We start from the raw sequence: 26,686 nt of genomic DNA, 5'->3' as shown, positions 1-26,686 counted from the left end.
CCCGTCGTCATCTCATCAGAAACGAAGTGATTGCCATGCCATTGAGTGTCTTCGACCTCTTCACGGTCGGCATCGGACCGTCGAGCTCCCACACCGTCGGACCGATGCGTGCCGGAGCGAGCTTCATCGACCTCCTTAGCGATTCGCTGAGATCCGTGGCGGATCTGCGTGTCGACGTCTTCGGCTCCCTGGCCGCCACCGGTGCCGGCCATGGGACCTTCGACGCCATCCTCATCGGCCTCGAAGGCTGCCGCCCCGATCTCATCGAAGCAAACGAACTCACTGCCCGGCGGACACGGATGTCCGAGACCGGGACGATCATCCTCGGCGACTCGACCGGCAACGGCGTCGAACTCAAGTTCACCGAGGATGACATGGTCAAACGACCGCTGACCGTCCTCCCGCGCCATACGAACGCCATGACCATGACCGCCTACGACGCTGCGGGGGAGACCCTCGCCGAGGAGACCTATTACTCCGTCGGCGGCGGATTCGTGACCTCGGAGACCGAATTCCTCGAGAAAGAGAAGACTGCCGAGGATGGTGCAGCTGACGATGACGGCGGCGACGTTGCGGTTGACGGCAACGGCGGCGGCGATGTGGCTGCCGGCGGCGGTTCAGGCGCGGGCGCCGAGTTCGCAGTTGCGGATTCTGTCGTCGATGCCGAACTCGAGTCCTACGACGAAGAGCTGCCCTATCCTTTCCACTCCGGTGTCGAGCTGCTTCAGCGCTGCCGCGAGAACGACCTGTCGATCGCCGAGATCATGCACGCCAATGAACTGTCGATGCGCGACGACGATGAGGTCCGGCACGGTCTGCTCCACATCTACTCGGTGATGGAGGAATGCGCTTCGGCGTCCCTGGACCGCTCCGGTTATCTGCCCGGAGGGCTCAAGGTCCGCCGCCGCGCACACGACTGGTACCTCAAACTCAAGGCAGAGGACCCCGACCGGGATCCCGGCTACTACCTCGAATGGGTCAACCTCATCGCGATGGCCGTGAACGAGGAGAACGCATCGGGAGGCCGCGTCGTCACCGCGCCGACGAATGGGGCGGCCGGCATCATCCCCGCGGTGCTGCACTATGCGCTCAACTACGTTCCCGCGGTGATGGAAGGCGGCGAGCCCGCGAAGCACCGAGCCATCGTCGACTTCCTGCTCACCGCGGCGGCCATCGGAGTCCTGTACAAGGAGCGGGCGTCGATCTCCGGAGCCGAGGTGGGCTGTCAGGGAGAAGTCGGATCCGCCTCGTCGATGGCCGCCGGGGGACTGGCCGCCGTCATGGGCGGAACACCCGAGCAGGTGGAGAACGCCGCCGAGATCGCGATGGAGCACAACCTCGGACTGACCTGCGACCCGATCTCCGGACTCGTGCAGGTGCCCTGCATCGAACGCAACGCGATCGCCGCCGGCAAGGCCATCAACGCCTCCCGCATGGCTCTGTGGGGCGACGGCCAGCACCGGGTCAGCCTCGACGAGGTGATCGAGACGATGCGTCAGACGGGCGCGGACATGTCCTCGAAGTACAAGGAGACGGCGATGGGCGGCCTCGCCGTCAACGTCGTCGAGTGCTGAGGTAGGCGCGTCTTCAGGCGTGGGGCTGGCGGCCCGCGGGGATTACCTGACTGTGAACCAGTCGCCCACCTAACCACCAGCCGCCTGCCTAGTGGCCAGCCGTCTGCCTGCCCTCGGAGAATAGGTCGCTATCGGATACTTTCAGCGCCGAAAAGTATCCGATAGCGACCTACATTTGGGTGCAGGCATCCGAAAGCGACCACATTTCGCGCTACCCATCGCACTGCCCAGGCGACCTGGACTGCGAAACCGCCGCGAACCCGCTCGCAGAGCCTCAGACGGCAACCTCGGGCAGCAGGACACCTTGCTATCCAAATTCAAGCGAAGTGACATGGAGCACGTGGAACCCTTGTTCCAACTCCAGTCAAATGTAACGAAACGATAACGAACCTCTGGCGCGTCAGGAGCGCGAAGGAGCGCCCCGTCACATCCCAGAGATGCCATGGGGAAAGCCGGGTCCGTTACATGTCGGTAGCCCGGGACGATCGTTGCGGAAGTACCCCGGAATCGGCACTTTCGAGGTTGACGCTCGATCTCAGCCCGTTAGGTTTGTTGGCGTGATTAACGCACTCGCTGAACCGAAGACGCAAATCGACGTCCGGACTCCAGAACTGGAGGACGGTCAACATCTATGGCGGCTCGCGAAAGACACAGCCGTGCTCGACCTGAACTCCTCGTACTCGTACCTGCTGTGGTGCCGCGACTTCGCGGACACCTCGGTGATCGCACGAATCGACGGAGAACCCGCCGGCTTCATCACCGGGTACACCCGTCCGGAGAATCCGGACACCCTGATGATCTGGCAGGTGGCCGTCAACGAGAACTTCCGTGGACACGGACTCGCATCGACCATGCTCCATGAACTGGCCGACCGGACCGGCGCTCTCCGCATGGAGACGACGATCACCGACGACAATGCGGCGTCCAACCGCCTGTTCCAGGCGTTCGCTGAGAAGCGTGGGGCCGGATTCAACCGTCGCCCGCTGTTCACCCCGGACCTCTACCCGGACGGCCACGACACCGAGTACCTCTACGAGATCGCACCCCTGTAACGAGCCTCACCCCGGTGCCGCGCGGCCCCCCTCTTCCAAGGGCGTGGACGCGCCAGGTGCCAGGAGGCGGAAGAGATCGCCCGCAGTGAGCGGCAGCGGCCACCGCCTTCGCGCCTGCATCCGATGCAGGCGAAGAACTCAAAGAAGTCGAAAGGACTCAAGTCATGACTGAAAGTGCTAAGCCCACACCCACTGACAAGCCCGACATCTTCGAAACCCGCGAGTCTGCCGTGCGCAGCTACAGCCGTTCCTGGCCCGCGACCTTCGCCCGTTCGCAGGGCGCAAAGCAGTGGGACGAGGATGGCAACGAGTACCTCGACTTCTTCTCCGGTGCCGGTGCTCTCAACTACGGCCACAACAACCCGGCCGTGATGGGCCCGCTCGTCGAATACCTGCAGTCGGGCGCCGTCCTCCACTCGATGGACATGAAGACCCCTGCCAAGCGTGAGTTCCTCCAGACTTTCCAGGACCTCATCCTCAAGCCGCGCGGACTCGACTACTCCGTCATGTTCCCCGGACCGACGGGAACCAACACCGTCGAGGCGGCTCTCAAGCTCGCTCGCAAGGTGACCGGCCGTCAGCACATGCTCTCGTTCACCAACGCGTTCCACGGCATGACGCTGGGATCGCTGTCGGTGACTGGCAACTCGATGAAGCGCGAAGGCGCAGGCATCCCGCTGACCAACAGCTCGAAGATCCCGTACGACGACTACTTCGACGGAGAGGTCCCGGACTTCCTGTGGCTGGAGAAGGTCCTCGAGGACTCCGGCTCGGGCGTCGATAAGCCCGCCGCTGTCATCGTCGAGACCGTGCAGGGCGAAGGCGGACTGCGTGCCGCCCGCGCCGAGTGGCTGCGCGCACTGTCCGACCTGTGCAAGAAGCATGACATCCTCCTCATCGTCGATGACGTGCAGGCAGGCTGCGGCCGTACCGGTTCGTTCTTCAGCTTCGAAGAGGCTGGTATCGAGCCCGACATCGTCTGCCTGTCGAAGTCGATCTCCGGTTCGGGTCTGCCGCTGGCACTGACTCTGTTCCGTCCCGAGCTCGACGTCTGGGAGCCCGGCGAGCACAACGGCACCTTCCGCGGAAACAACCCCGCGTTCGTGACCGCGACCGCCGCCATCAAGACTTTCTGGGCCGACAACGAGTTCCAGAACCAGCTCGCCGACACCATTGCCGAGCTGCACCAGCGCCTCGACACGATCGTCGAGAAGGCTGAAGGCGCTTCGATCCGTGGACGCGGCCTGCTGGCCGGCGTCTGCTTCGAGGACCTCGAGGTGGCTGAGAAGGTCGCAGCCTATGCCTTCGAGAACGGTCTCCTGCTCGAGACCTCGGGCGCCGATGACGAAGTCATCAAGATCATGCCGCCGCTGACGATCGACTCGCGCGATCTGCAGGCAGGCCTGGACATCATCGAGGCCGGAGTGCTCAAGTTCGCTCCCGCCGCCGCGAAGGCCGCACTGGCCTGACCCACCTCTGCCGGGCCGGCGTCGCAGCTGTGGCGCCGGCCCGAGCTTTGGGCGGATTCGAGCTCACCTGCTCGATCGCCTACCGGGGCCGACTGGAGCCGTTGAAGTCAGACGGAAGTCCGCGGCCCACCCCTGAACACTTTCACCGACCTTTTGCGAAAGGACCACTAATGTACGTAGTCAACCGCGATGACCTCAACGACACCGACCGCGATGTGAAGTCCGAGACCTGGCGCTCACGCCGCATGGTGCTCGGCAAGGAACGCGTCGGATTCTCGTTCCACGACACCGTGATCTACGCCGGAACCACCTCGACGTTCCACTACCAGAACCACGTCGAAGCCGTGTACTGCGTGCAGGGCAAGGGCACGCTGACCGATCAGGAGACCGGCAAGGAATACCCGCTCCACGATGGCGTCATGTACCTGCTCGACGGACACGAGAAGCACACCGTTGTCGCCGAGGAAGAGCTGCGCATGGCGTGCGTGTTCAACCCGCCGGTCACCGGTCGTGAGGTCCACGACGAAAACGGCGTGTACCCGCTCATCCTCGAGGATGAGGCGGCACCCGCGAACTGATTCGCATCCCCTCGCCGAGGCGGCCCGAGCATTGCGCTCGGGCCGCCTTTTGCGTGTGGTTGAGTTGTGCGCTTGAACGGCAAGGCTGAGCCGAAGCCAGTCGCACTGCAGATGTGATAATCTTCGGTCATACAACTTTCAAGTTTCGTGACTTCTCGTTGCCGACTGCACATTCGTTGACTCCGACTCAGGCATCCCCTTTCATCCCATCTTCAGTTGGAGTCTCCATGAAGTTCCTCAAGCGCGCCCTTGTGGCGTCCGTTGCCGCTCTTGCTCTCGCCGTCGGTCCTGCTGTGTCTGCCGAAGCAGCGAAGAGTTCTTTTGATGTCACCAAACTGTCCGCAAACAGCATTGTTGTCTCGAGCGACAGTTGCCGGAACATCGTGGTGAATATGTCTCATAAGAGGTCCGGCAGTATCGACAGGTGGAAAGTTAGCTCTGGGATCAGCAGCAAAGGCAAACGAGTTTCTCGTGCGTACTTCTATGATGACGACGAGTCGAAGCGCACTCTTACTGACATCTGCCCCGATATGGATGGCCTTGGCAAGTACACGATTGGACCATCCGACGTGTGGGCGAATACAGCGGATTTAGTCGGAATCGTTGACGATGTTGATCCGACCAAGGGCTACTTCTACGTCCGCGGGAAGACCTACGTCTCTCTGTCCTCAAAACGCAGCGGCAGCACCGTCACGCTGACGTCTTCGACGAAGTACTACAACCCCGAATGGGACGAGAAACGGAACTACAACCCGAAGGTGAAGTTCCAGGTCAAGTCGGGTAGCAAGTGGAAGACCCTGAAAACGGTCACCGCGAAGAAGGGCAAGGCCACCTACAAGGTGAAGTCAAAGAGCAAGAAGACCTACCGCGTCACCTTCAGCCAGGTCAGTTGGGCGACCGGGGCCACCTCGAAATCGGTCAAACGCTGACCGTCACATGAAAGACCGGCACTTTCGGAACGATTCATCGCTGGTGGATGGCTCCGCGGTGCCGGTCTCTCTGTCCTGGCTCTGACCGGGGTACCGGGGACGATGTCCTCCTGTTACGGTGGTCGCACAGCCCGATCTGCGGAGGCGATGAGCAGTCTCGGCACCGCCTCGGCAGACGGCACATAGCGAAGGAAGGAGAAATGATGACAGCAGTGTCAGCTGCGACCGCAACTACAGATCTCTATCCGACTCGCTCCGGTGAGACCACAGAGGTTCTCCCGCGCACGGGTCCGATCGTCTTCGGCTCTCCCGAAGACGGCCCCCTCGAGGCGGCTGATCTCAAGCACTTCGAGGACACGGGCTATCTGACGATCGATCAGCTCATCACAAGCGAAGAGCTCAAACTCTTCACCGACGAGCTTCAAAGGCTTTCGCGCGACCCGGAGGTGAAGGCCGATGAGCGTACCGTCGTCGAAGCCGAGTCCGACGAGGTCCGGTCGATATTCGACATCCATCGCACCAATGAGATCTTCAGAAAGATCGCGAACGATCCGCGCCTCGTCGACCGTGCACGTCAGATCCTCGGAACCGATGTCTATATCCATCAGAGCCGGATCAACTACAAGCCGGGATTCGTGGGCAAAGAGTTCTCCTGGCATTCGGACTTCGAGACCTGGCATGCTGAGGACGGAATGCCCACTCCGCGCGCGGTGAGTCTTTCGCTGTCGCTGACGGACAACTACTCATTCAACGGCCCGCTGATGATCATGCCCGGTTCGCACAAGCGCTACATCAGCTGCGTGGGAGGCACTCCCGAGGACAACTATCGGAAGTCACTCATCATGCAGGGTGCGGGCACCCCGGATCGTCAGACTCTCAGTGACTTCGCCGACGAATACGGCATCGACGTGCTCGAAGGAGCGGCCGGCGGAGCGATCATGTTCGACTCCAACTGCATGCATGCGTCGAACGGCAACGTCACTCCGTTCTCGCGCTCGAATATCTTCATCGTGTACAACTCGGTGGAGAACACGTGTGTGGAACCGTTCGCAGCGCCGAAACCGCGTCCGGAATTCGTCGGCAGCACTGACTTCACTCCAGCCGGTAGGTGACTCCACATACGCAACTGGCCCGGCCGCTGATGCCTCGCCCATGCCTGGAACTCCCCGTGGAGTGAGCGCATCTGCACAGAAGGGGTCCGGTGCCGCAGTCGCGGCGCCGGACCCCTTTGCCTTCCCACAGACCTCGACGAGTCGCGGCTACTCGATGATCCTCAGGTCAGTCCCACGAATCACCCCACGGGATCCCTCGAATGGGCCTAAAGCTTCGTCGAGTAGGGGGCCCAGGGTGCCGAGTTCGGCGCTCTGACGACCTCCGGCTTCCCGTGAAGCGAGATTTTGGTTGTATCGCATCTGACCGATCTCGGAATCGGTGACGGTCCAGATGACCACCTGCGGTGGATCATCATTTATGAAGGTCACTCGGTGGGGATCGGCCGTGACCGACCATCCGGTCAACTCGGCGAGGGCGTTGGCCAACTCAGTACGATCGATACTCATCGTGGCCTCCTTCTGAGGGATCAGGGGGATGGCTGAGGGATCAGGGGTATTGCATGACGGACCAGAGGATCCTTCATGACATCGAGAACTGAAAACACATCGGGCGCCCCAGAACGGGGCGCCCGATGCGCATTGAGGACTGCGGACTCAGATAGCGCGTGACATCAATCGCCGTCGGGGCGGACCTTCTTGCCGCGGTCCTGCCAGAACTTCGCGGTGGTCACCTCGTCGGTGCCGTCCCAGGCGTCGACCTCGGTGTTGATGCGCCGATAAGTCGGCAGGTCGCCGCGGTGGAAGACCGGTTCGAAGCCGGCCTTGCGCTGCTTCTGGTAGTTCTTCAACAGCGAGAACACCAGCGGTGAGAGCATCAGCAGGGCGAAGAGGTTGATGAGAGCCATGATCGCCATGAAGATATCGGCCGCGGTCCACACGAGGTCGAGGGCCGCGATCGCACCGATGAACACCGAGATCATGACGATGACCTGATACACACGCAACGCGACACGGTTCGTCGTCAGGTGCTCGATGTTCGCCTCGCCGTAGTAGTAGTTGCCGAGGATCGACGAGAACGCGAAGAGGAAGATCGCCAGCGTGAGGAAGTGGATCGCCCACTGTCCGAGCTGACCGCTCAGCGCGGTCTGCGTGAGCTGGATGCCCTCGGCAGAGCTGCCGTATTCCGGATTCGACAGCAGGATGATGAACGCGGTGATCGAGCAGACGAGGATCGTATCGAAGTACACGCCCAGCGCCTGCACGAAACCCTGCTTGGCCGGGTGCGATGCCGATGCGGTGGCCGCGGCGTTCGGCACCGAACCGATGCCGGCCTCATTGGAGAACAGGCCGCGCTGCACACCGATGAGCATGATCGATCCCAGCGTGCCGCCAGCGATCGAATCCATGCTGAACGCGTCGGTGACGATCGTGGCGATCATCGACGGCACGGCACCGATGTTCATCACCACGACGATGATGCCGACGATGAGGTAGAGGCCGGCCATGATCGGCACCAGATAAGCCGAGATGTTCGAGATGCGCTTGGCGCCGCCTGCGAAGATCGCGAAGGCGGCGACGGCGATGATCGCACCGGCCACGGCAGCGAAGACGCCGTCCGAACTCTCGACTCCGAAGGATGCCCCGACGGCGTCGACGATGGAATTCGACTGCACCGAATTGAACACGATGCCGTAGGTGATGGCGACGATCACGGCGAAGACCAGGCCGAGCCACTTCATATTCAGCCCGTGCTTGATGTAGTAGGCGGGTCCGCCGCGAAAGTTCGGACCGTCCTTGAGTTTGTACAGCTGACCGAGGGCGGACTCGGCGAAGGCCGTGGCGCCGCCGACGATGGCCGTCACCCACATCCAGAACATCGCACCCGGTCCTCCGAGCGAGATCGCCAGAGCGACACCGGCGATGTTCGCCGTTCCCACCCGCGAGGCTGCAGAGATCGAGAAGGCGCGGAACGGCGAGATGTTCCGGTTGCCCTCGGAATCCCGTCCGCCCGGCTCGGTCAGGGTGCGGAACATCTCGGGCAGCAGGCGGACCTGCACCGCTCCCGTGCGGATAGTGAAATACAGACCAGTGGGGATGAGAACAGCCACGAGGATGTACGACGATACGGTGCTGACACTGTCGAAAGCACTCTGGAGCATCTCCATCGAACTGCGCCTCCTTCGGCAATTGTGCTGGAGAGGATCGGAGGTGCGGAACGCTAGAACTCCGTCCGTGGTTACTCCCAGTCTGCCACCTCCGGTTCCTCAGCTGTGGCAGTGGCCCCTGCTTGAAGGTCACCGTCGGCCTGCGGCCGAGTCAGCATCGGCCCAGGCGACGGCCAACGTCGACACCGTCAGGATTCATGTTCCGTCCACTCGCGCATCATCCGGAACTTGCTCGGGACCCCTAGTCTGGGCGGCCTAGTACTCATCGTTCGGCCACCGCGCAGCAGTTGGATCCGGCGCCCGAACGCCACCCGCAGTCTCCGTGGAGGAGTTCTGAAATGCCCATCACCCTCGCCACCCCCACCTCCGATCACTCGCCCCGCGACCTCGACGCCGGCGTCGCCGATACCGTGATCGACCCCGCCCGCGTTCGGGTCCCGCCCCTGGTCATCGCACACCGAGGTGCGTCTGCCGATTGGCCGGAGAACACGATCCCCGCGTTCATCGCCGGCATCGACCAGGGCGCAGACATGATCGAGACCGACGTCCACATGAGCGCCGATGGTGAGCTCGTGATCATGCACGACACCACCGTCGACCGCACCACCGACGCACGCACCCTGTACCCGAATCGTCAAGACCGCAGCATCGCCGGCATGAACGCCGCCCAGATCGCCACGCTCGATGCCGGAAGCTGGAAGGGCGAGGAATTCGCCGGTGTCCGCGTGCCTCGCCTCGCCGAGGTGCTCACCCTCGCCCACGACACCCGCACCGGCCTGCTGCTCGAGGTCAAGAATCCCGAGCTCTATCCCGGAATCGCCGAGGCGATCCTGTCCGCCCTGCGCACCGTGCCGAACTACCTCGGCCGGGCTTTGGCCGCCGGCATGCTCGTCGTCCAGTCCGCGAACTGGGCATTCGTCGAAGAGTTCCACGCGCTCGCCCCGGAGATCCCGGTCGGTGTGCTCGGACGCCCGTGCCCGGACGAACTCCAGGACTTCGCCGACTGGGTCGACCAGGTCAACCCCGAATTCTGCGCGGCCGACGAGGACTTCCTCACCGCCATCCACGAGCTCGGAATGACCAGCTTGGTATGGACCATCGACGATCTCGGCGAGATGGAACGAGCCATCGACGTCGGCGCCGACGGCATCATCACCAACGCTCCCGACCGCCTCGTCGAGGTCGTCGAAGCTCTCTGATCGAGGAAGTGCCGGTCGACGGGGTCACTCGTGCGGTGCACGTGCCACGTCGCGCAGCGCTGACCTCCACGTCGCGGGATCGGTCACCGGGAAGCTCCTGCCGGTGACCTCCTCGGCGAGGACCCGGACGAAATGATTCTTCGTCCCGGCCTGCAGCGGGGAGACGTCGAGGGAGACGGTGTCGCGCAGTTCGTCGGGAGCCTTGATCTCCTTCGCGTCGCCTTTGACGACGACGCTGAACGCGGTCTGCCCGTCGACGCCGTCGATTTCGAAGGCGACGCGGGGATGGCCGCGGACGGCGTCGATCTTCGTGCCATCGCCGGTGCGGATGACGAGTGCGGAATGTTCGACGGTGAAGTTCACCGGGAAGATCTCCGGGGCACCATCGACGATGACGGCCAGGCGACCGACGGAGGTGGATCGCAGGAAGTCCCAGCAGTCCGTGGCGTCGAGCGTCCAGGGTGATTCGGCGTTCATTGTCGTTCTCCTGTCTCCCAGCGGCGGGCACCGGGATCGGTTCCCTCTCCACTGAGTTCTACATAGTGTAGAAGAATGCCGGATGCGGGGGGAAGAGGGAGCTGCGACGCGGATGATGCCGTCTCGGCAGATGGTCCGGCTCAGGTTTGGGCGGTCGGCTGCTCGCCTGAGCAGAGCTTGTCGCTCAACCGGCTTCCGCGGTCGGGGCGATGTCACCGGTCGGAGCGCAGTTGAGTGTGCGGACCGCGAGCACGAGACTGCCGAGGACGAGGCCGAACATGGAGACAACCCAGCCCGAGTATCCCAGGGTGGAGGCCGGTGGATATCCGATCGCCAGTATGGTCGACTCCCAGCACAGGTGCAGCCCGCAGGCGATGACGACGAACGCCAGAGTGCGAGCAGATCGGGGTGTGGTGCCGGACAGAGCCGGACCGACGGCCGGTTCATCGGCCGGCAGCGACCGAGCCTCGGCGATGACCCGCAGGGCGGCGATGGCAGAAACAGGCCCGACTGCGGCGCCCAGAGCATTGACGGCATCACCGTACTCGAACAGGAACATGGCGTCGACGAACATGGTTCGCAGCAACCAGACGAGGAAAACGATTCCGGTCGCAGCGAACAACCCGATGGCGGCGGCACGGGAACGGCGGCGGATGACAGCGGGGGCGGCCGCCTCGGCGACGGGGACGAGTTGGGCCGTGACCGCGGCCAGGGCAAGGGCCACAACGATCGGGAAAGCCACCGCCACGATGAAGCTCACGGCGCCCAAGGCTGTAGTGAGTGCGGGATTGTCGGCCAGCACGCCGGAGTCGGCACCGAACGTGTCGATGGTGAAGATCGACTTGAGCGCTTCGACGGCGCAGAGGAACACTGTGATGACGATGAACACGCTGCGGGGGATCGGGCGAAGACCGCGGGCGATCGTGATCGCGGCGGCGCCGGAGACCGCGATGAGCGCGAGGCGCAGGAGGCTCGGACCGGGTGACGACACGTAGGAGTCTTGAGCCTTGACCTCGAGGAGCCCTGCGCCGATCCACGTGACGAGGAAGATGACGGCGGCAACGATAGTGATGGCTATTCTGCGGCTGTCGAGGCCGATTCTCGGGTCATTGGCGTCGGTGTTCGGTGCGGTGGTCATGGCCGCATGCTCCCATAAAAACTAGCCTCCTTGTCGGTTCGCGTGAGAAGATCTCGGTCGGCCGACGGGAGATGACCTCGCACGCGATCGCTCGAAGTGAGACGCTGGGGGCATGCCGAACGAACTCGCCGACTCGACCAGCCCCTACCTGCGCGCGCATGCCGACAATCCCGTGGACTGGCGGATGTGGTCACAGGAGACCCTCGCCGAGGCGGCCCGCCGTGACGTCCCCCTCCTCATCTCGATCGGCTACTCCACCTGCCACTGGTGCCACGTCATGGCACACGAATCCTTCGAGGACGAAGCGGTCGCGGCGGTGATGAACGACCGGTTCGTGCCCGTGAAGATCGACCGGGAGGAACTGCCGGACATCGACGCTTACTACATGAACGCCCTGCAGGCGATGACCGGCCAAGGCGGATGGCCGATGACGATCTTCGCCACACCTGCCGGCAGCCCCTTCTACGCCGGCACTTACTTCCCGCCCGCGCCGCGGGGCAATCTGCCCGCATTCACACAGGTGCTCTCGGCCGTATCGGCGACGTGGACTGACCGCCGCGACGAGGTCAACCAGATGACGGCCCGGATGGACCGCGGGCTGGCCGAGATGGCCGATGCCGTGTCCAGTGCGCTCCCCGCCGAGGCGGCCGCGGAGTCCCTGACCCCCGACGAGCTCGATTCCGCCGCCGCAGCGCTGCTCGATTCGTACGATCCGGCCTGGGGTGGGTTCGGCGGTGCCCCGAAGTTCCCGCCGATGATGAATGTCCTCCAGCTCCTCGCAGCGTTCGTGCGCTTGGGTGGGACCGCCTCGGCGGGTGAGCGGGCGGACGACGGCGCTTCGGCGCGCCCGGGAACGGGCGGGACCACCTCGGCGAACGGGGTGGGGGCCGGGGAGCACCCGATGGATCGGGTCCGGGCCGAGGGACGGCTCGGCTGGCTCGGCGCCGACGGACACCTGACCGGTGAACTCGTCCTCGACTGCCTCATCGCCGTGCGTTCGACACTGGCGCGGATCGCTTCCGGTGGCATGCGCGACCAGGTGCGCGGCGGGATCGCCCGCTACAGCGTCGACCGACAATGGTTCGTGCCGCACTTCGAGAAGATGCTCTACGACAACTCCCTCTACCTGCGCGCGGTCGTCGCCTGGGCGAAGGTCGAACGCGCCCTGGACCCGGGGTCGAAATGGCTCGCCCTGGCCGAACGCGAGATTGCCGACACCGCGAACTTCCTGATCAGCGACCTGTCGACCGATGACGGATTCATCGCCGCGCTCGATGCGGATTCGCTCAATTCGGCGGGTGTCTCCGAAGAGGGCGCCGCCTATGTGTTCACTCCCGAAGAATTCGCGGAGGCGGGGCAGGCAGGTCTGCTCGGACTTGTCGATTCGCCGGCCGGGGGCGAGCTGTCCGGCCAGGTGGTCGCGGCCGTGCGCATCATCGACTGGCTCGGCATGGAGGACGTGCCCTTCGACGCCGAGCACCCCGCGCCGTGGGACATCGAGGCGACGAGGCATCAGCGCGAGGTGCTCGAGCAGCTGCGCGCTCGCCGGTCCCAGCCGGCCCGCGATACGAAGATCATCACCGAATGGAATTCCCTGGCCATCGCCGCCCTCGCCGAGGCGGCCCTTTATATGGGTGCCGACGATGAGAATGCAGATGGTGCGGCCCGCGGAGACCTGGATGATGCGGATTCGGCGGCTGCGGGATCGGTCGGCGCGAAGTCCGCCGGTGTGCCTTCTGCTGAGTGGGGGAAGATCGCGGTGCAGTTCTGGCAGGCGATGCACGACCGATTCGAGCGGGTGGGAGCATCCGAGCCGGTGGACGCGGCCGGACCGGCTGGATTCGATGTGCGGCGCTCCTTCACCGAAGGTGTGGCCGGCCCCGGAAAGGGCGGGCTCGCCGATTGGGCTCAACTCATCACCGCTGGGATCACGGTCCGGCAGCTGTCGGATGGGGCCGCCTCGGTGAGGGTGGATGATCTGGTCGACCTCGGTGCGACGATGCTCAACCTCTTCACCTCCGAGCGGGGCGACGGGGTCCTCGAAGCGGTCGATTCGCTCGGTGACGGGATCATCGACGTGAAGTCAGCAGACCCTGTCGACAATACGGTTCCTTCGGGACGATCGGCGGCCGCCGAGGCGGTGCTGCTGCTCGCCGAACTCGGCGTCGAGGCCGCGACATCCGGCGGTTCGGAATCGAGGGCGGCAGAGCCATCGGGTGAGGCGGAGCCTTCGGGCACGGCGGCCGCGCCGGATACCGGACGGCTGTTGGAGGTTCGGGACCGGCTGCTCGGGGTCTATCTGGCGCTGGCCGGGCAGGCTCCGCGCGGGTGCGGGCACGCGCTGTGGCAGGCCGAGCGGGCCCTGTCTCCCGTGCGGGTCGCCACCGTCGACGATGGGCTGCGAAGCATCGCGGCCAAGCATCCGTCGCTCACTCTGCTCACGGCCTCGACTGGGGTGCCAGGACCGAACGGTCGGGAGGTCGAAGTCCCCGCGGGGACGGCGATCGTGTGCCGCGGGACCTCGTGCTCGCTGCCAGTCGGCACGGCCGCCGAGCTTGTTGGGCTGCTGAACGGATAGGGGCGAGGTTCAGTTCAACGATTGAGATTCGGGTCAAGGCTCGAGGCCCTTCTCAGCGTTCGAGGTTCGGCTCAGCGTTCGAGGCTCAGGCCGCGGTAGCGGTTGAGTGCGGCGGCGATCTCCTGCCTGCGCGGCCGGGTCAGGTGGCCCGGATGGTCGCGGTGGCCGGTGATTCCGTCGAGGCCCTCAGCGTCGAGCATGTCCTCGACCTCGGCCAGCGCCTCGGTCAGGGAAGTGCGTCCGTCGAAGATCTCCGCGAGGTATTCGAGGGCTTCGGCCACTCCCGATGCCTGCTGCGTGTCGACGAGCTGAGCGATGGCGATGAGGTCGATGAAGTCGCGGCCGAATTGGATCCGGTCGGATCCCTTCGCTCGAGCGGTCTTCGTCTTCGCCGCCGGCCGCAGCGCCTTCGCCGTCGGCACACGCGGTGCGGCGGCGAAAGCGTGGGCGGCGGGGGAATCTGAACCGGTGTCCGGGTCGCTGCCGGTTGGAGCCGTTTCGAGGTCGGCTGCGGTGATGCCGACGAGCTCATGCGCTTGGTCCGTGACTTCCTTGGGCACATAGGCGTCGAGCGCGATGACGTGGTCGGCGACTTCGAAGAATGCGCTCGATCCGCCGGCGACGAGCACCGTGGACACGCCCTGCTCGGTCAGCAGAGGTCGGACGCGGTCGACGAACGGGGTGATCGGTTCCCGCTCGGCGGGGATGAGCGCACGCATGCGTTCGTCGCGGATCATGAAGTTCGTCGCCGAAGTGTCCTCGTCGATGAGTAGGGTGTTCGCGCCCGCCTCGATCGCTTCGACGAGATTGGCCGCCTGCGAGGTCGACCCGCTGGCGTTCGTCGTGGAGAAGAATCTCGTGTCAGAGCCCGAGGGTAGGTTGTTGATGAACGCCGAGATGTCGTCGCCGGTGACGGCGCGACCGTCCTCGGCTCGAATGGAGGTGGCAGTCGGGTCGCCGATGACCCATTCGCGCCCGTCGCCGGCGATATGCGGGTAGACGCCGCGTTCGAGCGCGCGCAGAATCGTCGACTTGCCGTGATAGCCGCCGCCGACGATGACGGTGACTCCGCGAGGGATGCCCATGCCGGCGACGGTGCGCCCGCTGGAGAGTTCGACCGTATGCTCGAGTTCGGGAGGGGAGGTGAAGACAACCGCATCGGAGGACTTCATCGGCAGATCCGAATCCCCGGATTTTCGCGGGAGAATCGCTCCGTTGCCGACGAAGCCGATGAGTCCTGCTTCGCCGAGGTGGCTGCGCAGTTCCAGCTGATCCCGGTGCAGTTGGACGTGGTCGGCGAGCCCCTTGGCTGATGGGGCGTGAGTGTTCCCTCCGCTGCCTGCTGGGGCGTCTGACCAACGGTCGAAGAGGAAGAGCCGTTCGGCGAAGTCCGGCAGATCACGGGTGAGGATGTCCGCTGCCTGGTGGCCGAGGATGCGGCGGCCGCGCGCAGGCAGATTGACGAGCAGTCGTGCCTCGAACCCGGCGTCATCGATGAGGATGTTCGTCCGCTCGAGGATCTCCTGCCCCGGGCGGCCGAGGATGAGTGCGCGCTGATCGAGCTTCGCAAGCACCTCGTTGCCGGCCCGGAGCAGATAATCGGCGGCGGCGATGCGGTCGGCGCGATCAGTGGTGAGGTCGAGCGGGAACTTCGCATCGGCACGGTCGACGCGGACCCGGACCTTCGACGGAGAAGCGAAGGGATCGGCCTGGACCCGGTCGATGAATACGGTGACCGGTCCGAATGTGTAGCGGCCGCGGATCTGCTTGAGACTGCCGTAGCTGCGACCGTCGAGGTTATGCAGAGTGGAGGCGAGATTCGACTGGCGTGAACTCATGTCACTCATGCTACGGGCGGGAGCTGAACGTCTACTCAGCGGATGCGGACTCGACGCCGTAGAACCGGGCCGCGTTGGACCAGAACACGGCGTCCGCCTCGGCGGCGGTGAGCACCTGACGAAGGAGCGTGAAATCAGCGTCGGCGAAGTGGCGACGTGCCCGCGTCGACGGCAGATCCGTCCCCACCATCAGCGCGGTCGGGTCGGTGTCGACGATGCGACGGACCACCTCGGCGGGATCGAGTTCCACACGGCCGAAACCGGTGGCCTTGACCTTGACTCCGGCCTCGACGAGGCGCAGCAGGGTGGACAGTCCGTCCTCGTGCATGCCCAGATGATCGATGCTCACCGCCGGAAGTGAGGCGATGCGTGCGGCGAGGTCGTCAGCGATCGTTCGGGCGTCGATATAGAGCTCGGCGTGCCATCCGACTAGGTCATGGACTCGTCGGGCAAAGCCGTCGAGGGCGTCGAGGGTGGCCGAACCGCCGCGGGCGATATTGAATCGCAGTGCCTTGATGCCGGCCTCGTCGAGGCGTCGGATCTGATCATCGGTGGTCTCTTCCGGCAGCTGGGTGACGCCGACATAGTTGTCGCCGAGCTGGCGCAGCGCCTCGATGAGGTACCCCTGGTCGAAGCCCTGGAACGAACCGGACACGACGGCACCTCCGGCGATCTCGACGCCGACCTCGGGCAGGCTCTGCAGTCGCGCGCGATAGTCGGCGACCGTGAACGGAACGGGCAGATAGCCGTTGTTCTCGATCAGCGGATGGCTCGGATCGATGATGTGCAGGTGCGCGTCGAAGGCACGCTGGAGTTCGCTCATGCCGTCAACCTACATCGTCCTCGAACCGCTCGTTCAAGGAGTGGCGCGTCTGTCGATCTGTGTACTGTTCGATGGGCGCGCCACGCCTTGAACGACGTCAGGGAAGGAAGGACGCTCCGAATGGCGCGGCAACTGGGTCCCGCTGTCAGCTGCCCTGGAGGAACGCCTTCGCAGCCGCTCCGAGGGCGACGACGTCGGAGACCGCGATCATTTCGCGGGCCGAATGCATCGAGTACAGGGCAGGACCCACATCGACGGTCGTCATGCCGAGTCGGGTTGCGGTCAGCGGTCCGATCGTCGACCCGCAGGGCATCGCATTGTTCGACACGAAATCCTGGTACTCGACTCCTGCGGCCCCGCACGCCTGCGACCACACGGCGGTGCCCACCGCATCCGTGGCGTAGCGCTGCTGAGCGTTGAGCTTGAGCAGGGGACCGCCGCCGAGACGGGGGCGGACATGCGGGTCGTGCCGTTCCGGATAGTTCGGATGGGCAGCATGCCCGGCATCGGAGGAGACACACACCGAGGTGGCCATCGACGCAAGATAATCGCTGCGCGTCGACTGCGGCAGCAAGGAGGCGACGATGCGCTCGGTGACATCGGCGAGGAACGGACCGCACGCGCCCGAACGCGAATTCGACCCGATCTCCTCATGGTCGAACGCCGCGAACAGAGGGATGCCGTCGATCCCGTCGGCATCGAGCTGGGTGAGCGCGGTGACGCCGGCGTGGACGGACAGTAGGTTGTCCAGCCTCGGCGAGGCGAAGAACTCGTCCGCAGCACCGAAGAGGGCCGGCTCCTGAACGGGAATGGTGTAGACATCGTGGCCGACGACGGACTCGGCATCGACTCCGGCCGACTCTGCGAGCAGTTCGATGATGTCCGCCTCGGCGAGGTCGGCCAGGCCGATGACGGGAGCGGTGTGACGCTGCTTGTCCAGGGTCAGACCCTCGTTGACCTGCCGGTCGAGGTGGATCGCGAGCTGCGGGATGCGGGCGATCGGCCCGGTGCGGGCGAGCACGATGCTGCCGTCGGCGAGGCTGAGTCGACCCGCGAAGGCGAGCTCACGATCGAGCCACGAATTCAGCAGCGGCCCGCCGTAGATCTCCACCCCGACCTGACGGGTGCCTTCGGCGGTGAACTCGCCGCCGGGTTTGAGTTTGAACGCCGGGGAATCGGTGTGGGAACCGAACACACGGAACCGGGGAGCGGCCTCGGTGACGGTGGGATTCATCCACGCGATGAGCGCGCCGTCGCGGATGACGTAATGCCCGGTTCCGGGCGTCAGCACCCAGGGAACGGACTCGTCGAGGCGGAGGAAACCGGCCTCCTCCAGGCGTTTCGCTGCCGTGTCCACCGCGTGGTAGGAGCTGGGAGATGCGCAGACGAAGTCGCCGAGGTCGGCCGCTGTCGTCGCGGCCACATCCGGTCCCGGGAGTGATTCATTCATTTCCCCAGCCTATCGTTTGCGGTAGTTTGGAGGTGAAGAAGATCAGGTCTCAGACGCCGGGTTGCCACCGGGTCCGAGAATCAGGCGGGGGCAGCGATCCTGCGACCGCACCAGCGACGGCAAGGAGTGTTCGACGTGAACCAGTTCGTGACGGAGTGGAACACCTGGCGCGACTCACGGAACTCAGCCCTTGCGAAACCGTTCGGCTGGCTCAGCGTCGTCGGACTCCACTGGCTCGACGCCGAATCGACCTGGACCGACGCCCCCGGCACGTTCACCGTCGACGACGGATGGGTGACCGTATCACTGAAGACCGGGATCAATGCCGGCCCCGCAGCCGAGACATTCGACCTGCTCAGCAAGGTCGACAACGGCGGGACTGCCGGGGCTGCTGGCGGCTCCGGCGCGAACGGCGGAGGACCGACCCGTGCGACCAGCCCGGCCGTACCCAGCGACACCTCAACCCTGCCTCGGGTGATGGACCAGTCCGGTGCGGGCGCGGCTGCGGCAGACTCTGCGGGTGCCGACGCTTCTGCCGGAACGGACGCCGGCTCCGATGCGGGGTCCGACGGCGGACCCGACGGACACGCCGCCGTGCCCGCCAAGCCACAGGTCCGCGTGGAAGAGAACGGGTTCAGCGCGAAGCTTCCGAACGGCGGCTCGCTCAACTGGTTCACCGTCGGCAACGTCCTCTACGAACTCATCGATCGGGGCGGCCGCCTCGGCGTGCGTGTGCGCAATTCGAAGTCCCCGCTGCTCGGGAAGTTCTTCGAGGTTCCGGTCTTCGACCCGGACCCGGACTTCGTCTTCCTCGCCCGGTTCACCCGATTCGACCCGTTCAAGACCTATACGATCGAAACCGCCCAAGAGGACCTGCAGCTGCAGACACAGGCGGCGGGCACCGTCACCTTCGAGACCGCGCACGGTGAGGTGAGCCTGCTTGCCACCGGGTGCCCGAAGACCGGGCTCCAATTGGACTTCCACGACTCGACGAATGGGAGCGCCACCGCGGCGTGGCGGACCATCGACCTCGGAGTGCCGAATCAGGACGGGTCGCTCGTCATCGATTTCAACCGTGCGGTGAACTACCCGTTCGCGTTCACCTCATTTGCCACCTGCCCGGCCCCGATCGAGGGGAACGTCGTTCCCTTCGACGTCACCGCAGGTGAGCGGCGTCCCCCGTTCTTCTACTCGGAGGCCGGGATCAACGTGCCGTTCCTCTTCTACGTGTGGTGGGACGAAGAGAGCGCCGAGGTGACTCGCCCCTGGTATTCGCGTTTCGGCCTCGATATCACCATCCTCAACCCCAACCACGACGACGGGCGGATCTCCCTCGTCGGCTTCGACGGGGTCGCGATGTCCGGCGGGGATCTGTCGCCGTTGGGGCGCAAGGCCCGGTCGCGGCTCATCGATGTCGCCACCGAAGCTCTGACCTCACGGATTCCGGTCATCGGCATCGGCGCCTACTCGGCGTTCGTCATCCAGGCCCAGCGGGAGCTGCGTTCGCAGCAGGGCTACGTCGACGGCATCGAAACCGAATACGAGGCGTCGGCAGACCGTCTGCTCATCGTCATGAACAACGAACTCGACCCGAAGCAGGCCGGTTTCGACATCGTCCACACCGACGCCAGCGGACTGATCTACGTGGAGATGCCCTTCGACATTCCGCTCGAGTCCGACCGCACCGAGGTCGAGGACTTCCAGGCGGCGATGGAATCCGGCGCTTCGATCACGAGCTGGCAGGAATTCGACTACCGCATGGTCGCCCTCATCCGCCACCACCGCTGAGCCCCGGCCCAGCCTCAGCCCCAGCGCCCGTTTCCTCCCCGAACTACCCGACGGCGGCCCAGCAACCTCGCGCGCGGTGGCTGGGCCGCCGTCAGGTAGCAATTACCAGATGGTGACTCGTTGGTCGGGGGCCAAGTACATGCCGTCGCCCTCTGCCACGTCGTAGGTGTCGTGGAAGGCGGTCATGTTCTTCACGACCTGGTTGCAGCGGAACTCCTCCGGCGAGTGCGGGTCGATCGAGAGCCTGCGGACACGCTCCTCGGTGCGCATCTTCGACCGCCATGCCTTCGCCCACGCCTCGAAGAACGCCTTCGCCTGCTCGACCGACGGTGCCACCGGCACACCCGGAGTGCCCGCCCGTTCGCCGAGTTCGAGTTCAAGCGCCTTCCACCCGATCGACAGACCGCCGAGGTCACCGATGTTCTCACCGACCGTCAGCGCCCCGTTGACGTGCTGGTTCGGTTCGAGACCTGCCGGCACCAGCTCGTCGTACTGAGCGATGAGGGCATTCGTGCGCTCCTCGAACAGGGTCCGATCCGATTCGGTCCACCAGTCGACGAGGTTGCCGTCACCGTCATAACGCGATCCCTGATCGTCGAAGCCGTGACCGATCTCGTGGCCGATGACTGCGCCGATCGCTCCGAAGTTCGCGGCGACATCACCGGAAGCGTCGAAGAACGGCGGCTGGAGGATGGCTGCCGGGAAGACGATCTCGTTCATCACCGGGTGGTAGTAGGCGTTGACCGTCTGCGGGGTCATCAGCCATTCCGTGCGGTCGATGGGCCCGCCGATCCGCTTCACCTGCCGCACATGCTCGGCCTGCGAGCAGCGACGCACGTTGCCCACCAGGTCGGAGGAGTCGATCGCGGCCGGGTACTCCCGCCACACCTCGGGATAGCCGACCTTCGGGGTGAACTTAGAGAGCTTGACCAGGGCGCGTTCCTTCGTCTCCTCGCTCATCCAGTCGAGTTCGCGGATCGACTTGTCATAGGCCTGGATGAGCATGCCCACGAGGTGGTCGATCGCATCCTTGGACGACGGCGGGAACTCCGCTGCGACGTAGAGTTTGCCCACGGCCTCACCGAGGTAGCCCTCAACGAGACTGACCCCGCGCTTCCAGCACTCCCGCAGGGCCGGGGTGCCCGAGAGAGTGCGGGAGTTGAAGTCGAAGTTCTCCTCGACGAACTCGTCCGACAGCAGCGAGGCGGTGTCGGAGACGACGACGAAGCGCAGCCACGTCCTGATGGTCTCGATGTCGGTCTCCGCCCACACTTTCGCCATACCCGTGACGAACGAGGGCTGGGAGACCACGAGGTATTTGAGATCGGACGCATCGGCGGTGAGGATCCCCAAGTAGGAGTCGAAGTCGAACTCGGGGCCGAGGTCACGCAGCTCGGAGATCGAATACTTGTTGTACGTCTTCTCCGCATCACGGCAGTCCACGCGGTCCCAGTGGTGACGGGCGAGTTCGGTCTCGAACGTCATCACCTTGGCGGCCACCTCGGCGTCGGAGATTCCGGACTTCTCACCGAGGCCGGCCAGGGCCGCGATCTTCTGCACGTGGGCGAGGAACTTCGCGCGCACCTCGGCGTGGTCGTCGTTGAAGTAGTAGTCCTCGTCGGGCAGGGAGATGCCGGCCTGGACGAGATAGAGGGCGTAGACGTCGGAGTCCTTCGCATCGGCGGTGACGTACCCGCCGAGCAGACCGCCGATGCCTTCGGTCTCCAACCGGGCGAGCAGGGCGGCGAGCTCAGATTTGTCCTCGGCGGCGTCGATGGCTGCGAACGTCGAGGTCAGCGGGGCGACACCAAGTTCGTTGATGCGATCGACATCCATGAATGAGGTGAACAGGTCGGCGACCTTCTGTCCCTCGGAGCCGGGCTCCTGCGGGCTGTCGGTCACGGAGGTGATGATGTCGCGGACCTTGGTCTCGGCGGTGTCAAAGAGCTCACGCATGGCTCCGTCGCCGGCCCGGTCATCGGGGATCGTGAACGAGTTGATCCACTCGCCGTTGATGTGCTGGTACAGGTCGTCCTGAGGCCTGATCGAGGTCTGTGAGGTTTCAGAAGTCATGGCCCCACAGTATCGTGATCAGAGCCCCGCACGCCCTGCCCGAGGAGGAGATATGAGTCTGGCATCCGTCGTCTTCGTGTGCACCGGCAACATCTGCCGATCCGTCACCGCCGAACGTGTGCTCTTACATCATCTGGCCGATACCGGCGCCGAGGCGGTCGTCGACTCCGCCGGGATCAGCGACGAGGAGGCCGGCAACCCGATCGACCCACGTCAGGCGCGTGTGCTCGCCGCCGCCGGCTACCGCACCGACGATCACGTCGCCCGGCAGATCACCCCCGAATGGTTGGCCGACCGCGATCTGGCGGTGGCGATGACCGCCCGCCACTATCGTGCCCTGCAGCGGATGATCTCAGGTCTTTCCGCCGAGGCGGCCCCGGAGCTGCGGATGCTGCGCGAGTTCGATCCGCGGGTGGCCGGGGTCGAGGGCGACGGTGTTCCGGCGCCGGATGTCGAGGATCCCTGGTACGGGGAATTCAAGGATTTCGAAGAAACTCTTGAGACAATCGAAGTGTCCGTGCCGGGAATCACGGATCGTCTGCGCGCGCTGGCCGCGAGAACTCAGTGATACTAGTAGGCACAAGCTTGCTGACACGACCGACATCGCAGGTACGCCTTGAAGGAGAAACTCTCATGACTCGTCTCATGACCCGACAGAACTGGTCCGCTCTCAGGCTGGGCTTTGCCGCCCTGCTGGTGGCCGCGATGAGCGTGTTCGCATTCGCCCCCGCCGCCAGTGCCCACGACCAGCTGGTGTCGTCGAATCCCGAGGACGGTGCCGAACTCGATCAGCAGCCCGAATGGCTCGAGATGAACTTCTCCGGCGACATCCAGGAAGTCGGCTCCGAGGTCAAGGTCGTCGTCGACGGCAAGGACGTCTCCGCAGGTGAGCTGACCGTTGAGGGCAAGAAACTCAGCGTCGCTCTGCCCGATGACCTCAAACCCGGCGACTACAAGGTCACCTGGCGCGTGGTGTCGCAGGACGGTCACCCGATCTCCGGCGACTACTCGTTTACGATCAAGGATGCCGAAGGCGCCGGCGGTGAGGTCAAGGAGTCGTCCGGCGAGTCGACGAAGGCCGGACTCGGCGGCGGAGTCGTCGACGAACCGGGCAAGGACACCGAGGATCGCGGCGAGATCGGCGAGTCCACCGGCAGCGATTCAGGAATGTCGACCCCGATGATCGTGCTGCTCTCCGTCGGCGGCCTGGCCATCATCGTCATCGTCGTCCTGCTCATGCGCCGCAAGTCCCGGGGCCTGCCCGGAACCAAGGGCGACTGAGCGCGCACGCCGACACTGCACGTCTGACACGAGGCCCCGAACGCGAAGAGCGTTCGGGGCCTCGGTGTATTCGGTCCGTGGTGGAGTCGGCAGCGATCTCGTTCAAACGGCAGCGCGGTTATGGCGAGGTGCACCGGCTGATAAGTGTGCTTCGCCTTGAAGGAGAGGCTAGTGAGGCGGTCGGGCCGGTACCTCAGGGTGTGAAACGCAGGAGACGGTCGTCGTACGGGCCGGGTTCTCCGCGACCGTCGGTGTTGTTCGTCAGCACGAGCAGCGACCCGTCGGGCGCTTCGACCACATCGCGCAGTCGCCCATGCTCGCCGGTCCACAGCTCTGACGACGACTTCAGGTCGTCTAGCGGAACCTGGTGCAGGCGCTCGCCGCGCAGCCCGGCGATGAGGATGCTGTCATCGGTGACGGCCAGTCCGCTGGGGCTCGCTTCGTCGGGGGACCACTGCTGCACCGGATCGATGAAATCGCCGTCCCCGTCACCGGAGCCGCCGTCACCTGCACCGTTACCCTCGGGGATGCCTTCGACCTCGGGCCATCCAAAATTCCCGCCGGCTTCGATGACGTTGAGTTCGTCCCACGTGTCCTGCCCGAATTCCGAGGCGTACATCGTGCCCTCATCGTCCCACCCAATGCCCTGCGGATTCCGGTGCCCCATGCTGAAGACGAGCGAATCGCCGAACGGATTGCCCGCAGGTATGTCGCCGTCGGGCGTCATACGCAGAATCTTTCCCGACAGCGCATCCTCGTCTTGCGCGCTGTCGCGATCGCCCGTATCGCCGAGCGTGGCATAGAGCATTCCGTCGGGCCCGAACGCGAGCCGTCCGCCGTTGTGGAAGTTCGCGGTCGGCAGTCCGTCGAGGATCGTCTCCTCCTCGCCCAGGGACAGATCCCCGGCCTCGCCGAGGAGGTCGAACCGCACGATCCGATTCTCGGTCCCGGCGGCGAAGAAGGCATAGAGCCGGTCATCGTCGACGGCGAGACCGTGGAGGCCGGCCTCGCCCGAGGACGAGGCATCATCGATCCTGCCGACCTCACGAACGTCGCCACCTGCGGAGACTTCGAGGATGCGACCCGAATCGCGTTCGCTGACCAGCATGGTCTGCCCGTGGAAGGCGATCGACCACGGGGATTCGAGGCCGGTCGCGACGACCTCGGGCGAGTCCGCGCCCGGTGCCGACGATGTGGACCCGGTGTCGGATGATCCGGAACCACTGCTCGCCGAGGCGGCCCCCGACTCCTCCCCGCCTCGATCGTTGGTCTCGCCGGAGCCCGAATCGGAGGAACAAGCGCTGAGAACGACGGCCAGGGACATGGCGGCGCCGGTGAGGAGCCGTCCGGTGCGGGAGCTTGCTGGGGTGCTCATGATCTCTCCTTATCGGGGAGCCCGGTGGCACAAGACTATCCGTCGGCCGCTCAAGAACTGAACCTCTTGCCGTTGACTGGGATCATCTGCCCAGGAATAGAACCGTCTGCTCGGACTGTTGTCTCAAATGTCTGAAATTCTGCGACTGCATCCAGCAGCCGCACCGCACGCCCACCGAAGGAGCCTTCCGCCATGTCCGTTCCGTTGAACATTCTCGACCTCGTCTCCATTCGGGAAGGATCCACCGCTCGCGATGCCATCGCCGAATCGATGACCTCGGCGAAACTGGCTGACGAGCTGGGGTACAAGCGGTTGTGGTTCGCCGAACACCACAACACGATGGGCCTGGCCGCCAGCGCCACGGCCCTGTTGATCTCGCAGGCCGCCTCGGTGACGGAGAAGATCCGGGTCGGATCCGGCGGTGTCATGCTGCCCAACCACTCGCCACTCATGGTGGCCGAACAGTATGGAACGCTCGCGAATATCCATGGACCGCGCATCGACCTGGGCCTCGGTCGCGCCCCCGGCACGGACGGGATGACCGCGCAGGCGCTCGCCCGATCCTCGGCCGAACCACAGGACTTCGCACAGAACATCTATGACATGCAGGGCTGGTTCTCCGAGACGGGGCAGGCGCACACGATGCCGATCAAGTCCGCGGTCTCGGCGGGGATGAACGTGCCCATCTGGGTGCTCGGATCGACGATGAACGGCGCCTCGATCGCCGGTCAGCTGGGCCTGCCGTTCTCTCTGGCCTCGCACTTCGCACCCGACCAGATCGACATCGCGATCAAGACCTATCGCGATTCGTTCACCAGCGATGCGCCGACCGCCCAGATCGACGAACCCTACGTCATGGCCGGGATCAACGTCATGGTCGCCGACACCGACGCCGAGGCGGCCCGCCAGTTCACCTCAGTCCAGCAGATGTTCAACGACATGCGCACAGGCCGCCGCCGCAATCTGCAGCCCCCGGTCGACCCGGCCGAGATCTCTGCGCAGGGCGGAACGAGCCCGATGCTGTCCATCAGCGCCGTCGGCTCACCGGATACTGCGACCGCGCAGATGGCCGAGTTCGTGCAGCGCACCGGCGCCGACGAGCTCATCACCGTCACCTACGCCTACGATCCAGAGGTGCAGCGCCAGTCGCTGAAACTGCTCGCCGACGCCTGGTTCTGAGGCTCGGCGGTCAGTCGAGGACCCGAACGTAGACGCTTATGGAGTCCCAGATGCTCGACATCACGGCCTCGGCGATCGAGATCGCCCCGACCGCCCACTCCTTGATGGGCGGAGTGTGGGTCGACCCGGTCGATCACAGCACCAATGTCGAAGGTCTGTGGGCCATCAGTGCGGCGTCGTCCGGTCTGCACGGGGTGAATCGTTTGAGCGGGAACTCGCTCATCGAACTCCTCGTCTTCGGCCGTATCGTCGGGCGGTCAGCCGTTGCGTATTCTGATTCGCTTGAGGCTCAGGTGCGGTCGCACGCCGCTGTTGATGAGGCCCGGGCCGAGATCTGCGATCTGCTGGAGTCCGAGGGCAGGGAGAACGTGTGTGCCCTGCAGCGGGAGGTCCGCAACCTCATGACCGAGCACCCCCGGCGTCGTCCGCGAGTCGATCCCTTCAGTTTCGGCGGACGTCGCGGCCCTCATGCGCACCGGCGAAACCAGCCAAGAAGGCAAACTCGTCGAATAATTGCTACCTGACGGCGGCCCAGCAACCTCGCGCCAGGTTGCTGAGCCGCCGTCAGGATCCTTCTATGTCTGTCAAGCGGCTTGGCCGATCGGTTTCGTGGCCTCGAGAATCCGATACACAGAACGAGCCACGTGACGCTTCATACACCGGATCGT

The 26,686-nt window shown here is 64.8% G+C and carries 21 protein-coding genes and 1 pseudogene; 13 read left to right on the top strand and 9 right to left on the bottom strand.

The annotated features are described in order from the left end of the window. Positions 1-35 precede the first annotated feature (35 nt). The 6 genes from HK353_RS15715 (at position 36) to thpD (ending at position 6,714) form a co-directional block, all read left to right on the top strand. Positions 36-1,574: an L-serine ammonia-lyase gene (locus tag HK353_RS15715; RefSeq protein WP_173157678.1), complete on the top strand. Its 1,539-nt coding sequence runs from the start codon at positions 36-38 to the stop codon at positions 1,572-1,574. 656 nt (positions 1,575-2,230) lie between these two features. Continuing rightward, positions 2,231-2,626: a diaminobutyrate acetyltransferase gene (gene ectA / locus HK353_RS15710; RefSeq protein WP_244195312.1), complete on the top strand. Its 396-nt coding sequence runs from the start codon at positions 2,231-2,233 to the stop codon at positions 2,624-2,626. A 164-nt stretch (positions 2,627-2,790) separates the two neighbouring features. After that, positions 2,791-4,095 carry a diaminobutyrate--2-oxoglutarate transaminase gene (gene ectB, locus HK353_RS15705; protein ID WP_173157674.1) on the top strand — a complete coding sequence of 435 codons (1,305 nt, stop codon included), beginning with the start codon at positions 2,791-2,793 and terminating at the stop codon, positions 4,093-4,095. A gap of 170 nt (positions 4,096-4,265) precedes the next feature. After that, complete coding sequence (locus HK353_RS15700) at positions 4,266-4,673, top strand: ectoine synthase (RefSeq protein ID WP_039206215.1); 408 nt, start codon at positions 4,266-4,268, stop codon at positions 4,671-4,673. A 227-nt stretch (positions 4,674-4,900) separates the two neighbouring features. After that, entirely contained in the window at positions 4,901-5,602 is a 702-nt protein-coding gene (locus HK353_RS15695) for a hypothetical protein (RefSeq protein ID WP_173157672.1), read from the top strand. A 203-nt stretch (positions 5,603-5,805) separates the two neighbouring features. After that, complete coding sequence (gene thpD / locus HK353_RS15690; protein WP_115614107.1) at positions 5,806-6,714, top strand: ectoine hydroxylase; 909 nt, start codon at positions 5,806-5,808, stop codon at positions 6,712-6,714. Positions 6,715-6,861: 147 nt separating this feature from the next. Here the strand turns inward: thpD and HK353_RS15685 are convergent, their stop codons facing one another. Continuing rightward, positions 6,862-7,161, bottom strand: a complete 300-nt coding sequence (locus HK353_RS15685) for a hypothetical protein (RefSeq protein ID WP_173157671.1) — start codon at positions 7,159-7,161, stop codon at positions 6,862-6,864. Between the two features lie 164 nt (positions 7,162-7,325). After that, positions 7,326-8,819 carry an alanine/glycine:cation symporter family protein gene (locus HK353_RS15680; protein ID WP_173157669.1) on the bottom strand — a complete coding sequence of 498 codons (1,494 nt, stop codon included), beginning with the start codon at positions 8,817-8,819 and terminating at the stop codon, positions 7,326-7,328. Between the two features lie 338 nt (positions 8,820-9,157). Here HK353_RS15680 and HK353_RS15675 point away from each other — a divergent pair, with 338 nt between their 5' ends. Continuing rightward, the gene (locus tag HK353_RS15675) at positions 9,158-10,018 is read left to right on the top strand and encodes a glycerophosphodiester phosphodiesterase (protein ID WP_173157667.1); all 861 of its coding nucleotides are present in this window, start codon (positions 9,158-9,160) and stop codon (positions 10,016-10,018) included. A gap of 24 nt (positions 10,019-10,042) precedes the next feature. Here the strand turns inward: HK353_RS15675 and HK353_RS15670 are convergent, their stop codons facing one another. Beyond that, a complete protein-coding gene (locus HK353_RS15670) occupies positions 10,043-10,495 on the bottom strand; it encodes a pyridoxamine 5'-phosphate oxidase family protein (protein WP_173157664.1) in 453 nt (150 codons plus the stop codon). Positions 10,496-10,679: 184 nt separating this feature from the next. After that, entirely contained in the window at positions 10,680-11,633 is a 954-nt protein-coding gene (locus HK353_RS15665) for a hypothetical protein (RefSeq protein ID WP_173157662.1), read from the bottom strand. A gap of 112 nt (positions 11,634-11,745) precedes the next feature. Between HK353_RS15665 and HK353_RS15660 the strand changes: the two genes are divergently transcribed. Beyond that, complete coding sequence (locus HK353_RS15660) at positions 11,746-14,211, top strand: thioredoxin domain-containing protein (protein ID WP_173157660.1); 2,466 nt, start codon at positions 11,746-11,748, stop codon at positions 14,209-14,211. A 71-nt stretch (positions 14,212-14,282) separates the two neighbouring features. Here the strand turns inward: HK353_RS15660 and HK353_RS15655 are convergent, their stop codons facing one another. The 3 genes from HK353_RS15655 to HK353_RS15645 form a co-directional block, all read right to left on the bottom strand. Next, positions 14,283-16,049, bottom strand: a complete 1,767-nt coding sequence (locus tag HK353_RS15655; protein ID WP_173157658.1) for an ABC-ATPase domain-containing protein — start codon at positions 16,047-16,049, stop codon at positions 14,283-14,285. A gap of 31 nt (positions 16,050-16,080) precedes the next feature. Next, positions 16,081-16,872: an amidohydrolase family protein gene (locus tag HK353_RS15650; RefSeq protein WP_173157656.1), complete on the bottom strand. Its 792-nt coding sequence runs from the start codon at positions 16,870-16,872 to the stop codon at positions 16,081-16,083. Positions 16,873-17,017: 145 nt separating this feature from the next. Beyond that, complete coding sequence (locus tag HK353_RS15645) at positions 17,018-18,322, bottom strand: M18 family aminopeptidase (RefSeq protein WP_173157654.1); 1,305 nt, start codon at positions 18,320-18,322, stop codon at positions 17,018-17,020. A gap of 135 nt (positions 18,323-18,457) precedes the next feature. On the opposite strand from HK353_RS15645, the gene HK353_RS15640 reads away from it, so the two are divergent. Further along, positions 18,458-20,110, top strand: a complete 1,653-nt coding sequence (locus HK353_RS15640) for a DUF1684 domain-containing protein (protein WP_342589965.1) — start codon at positions 18,458-18,460, stop codon at positions 20,108-20,110. A gap of 102 nt (positions 20,111-20,212) precedes the next feature. Here the strand turns inward: HK353_RS15640 and HK353_RS15635 are convergent, their stop codons facing one another. Continuing rightward, positions 20,213-22,183 (bottom strand): M13 family metallopeptidase, encoded by a 1,971-nt coding sequence (locus HK353_RS15635; RefSeq protein WP_173157652.1) that lies wholly within the window; start codon positions 22,181-22,183, stop codon positions 20,213-20,215. A 52-nt stretch (positions 22,184-22,235) separates the two neighbouring features. Here HK353_RS15635 and HK353_RS15630 point away from each other — a divergent pair, with 52 nt between their 5' ends. Together HK353_RS15630 and HK353_RS15625 are read left to right on the top strand one after the other, a co-directional pair. Next, entirely contained in the window at positions 22,236-22,751 is a 516-nt protein-coding gene (locus HK353_RS15630; protein WP_173157650.1) for a low molecular weight protein-tyrosine-phosphatase, read from the top strand. A 65-nt stretch (positions 22,752-22,816) separates the two neighbouring features. Beyond that, the gene (locus HK353_RS15625; protein ID WP_245396086.1) at positions 22,817-23,464 is read left to right on the top strand and encodes a copper resistance CopC family protein; all 648 of its coding nucleotides are present in this window, start codon (positions 22,817-22,819) and stop codon (positions 23,462-23,464) included. A 193-nt stretch (positions 23,465-23,657) separates the two neighbouring features. Here HK353_RS15625 and HK353_RS15620 read toward each other — a convergent pair whose 3' ends face one another. Next, entirely contained in the window at positions 23,658-24,839 is a 1,182-nt protein-coding gene (locus HK353_RS15620; protein WP_173157648.1) for a PQQ-dependent sugar dehydrogenase, read from the bottom strand. Positions 24,840-25,031: 192 nt separating this feature from the next. Between HK353_RS15620 and HK353_RS15615 the strand changes: the two genes are divergently transcribed. Both HK353_RS15615 and HK353_RS15610 read left to right on the top strand, forming a co-directional pair. Then, entirely contained in the window at positions 25,032-26,018 is a 987-nt protein-coding gene (locus HK353_RS15615) for an LLM class flavin-dependent oxidoreductase (protein WP_173157645.1), read from the top strand. Positions 26,019-26,050: 32 nt separating this feature from the next. Then, positions 26,051-26,431 (top strand): annotated as a pseudogene (locus HK353_RS15610) (FAD-binding protein); the annotation flags it as partial. Positions 26,432-26,686 lie beyond the last annotated feature (255 nt).

The organism is Brevibacterium permense (assembly GCF_013280495.1).
GTDB classification, from domain to species: Bacteria; Actinomycetota; Actinomycetes; order Actinomycetales; family Brevibacteriaceae; genus Brevibacterium; species Brevibacterium permense.
Note: the sequence above shows the minus strand (reverse complement) of the source record. Positions and strands in the feature narration are given on the sequence as shown.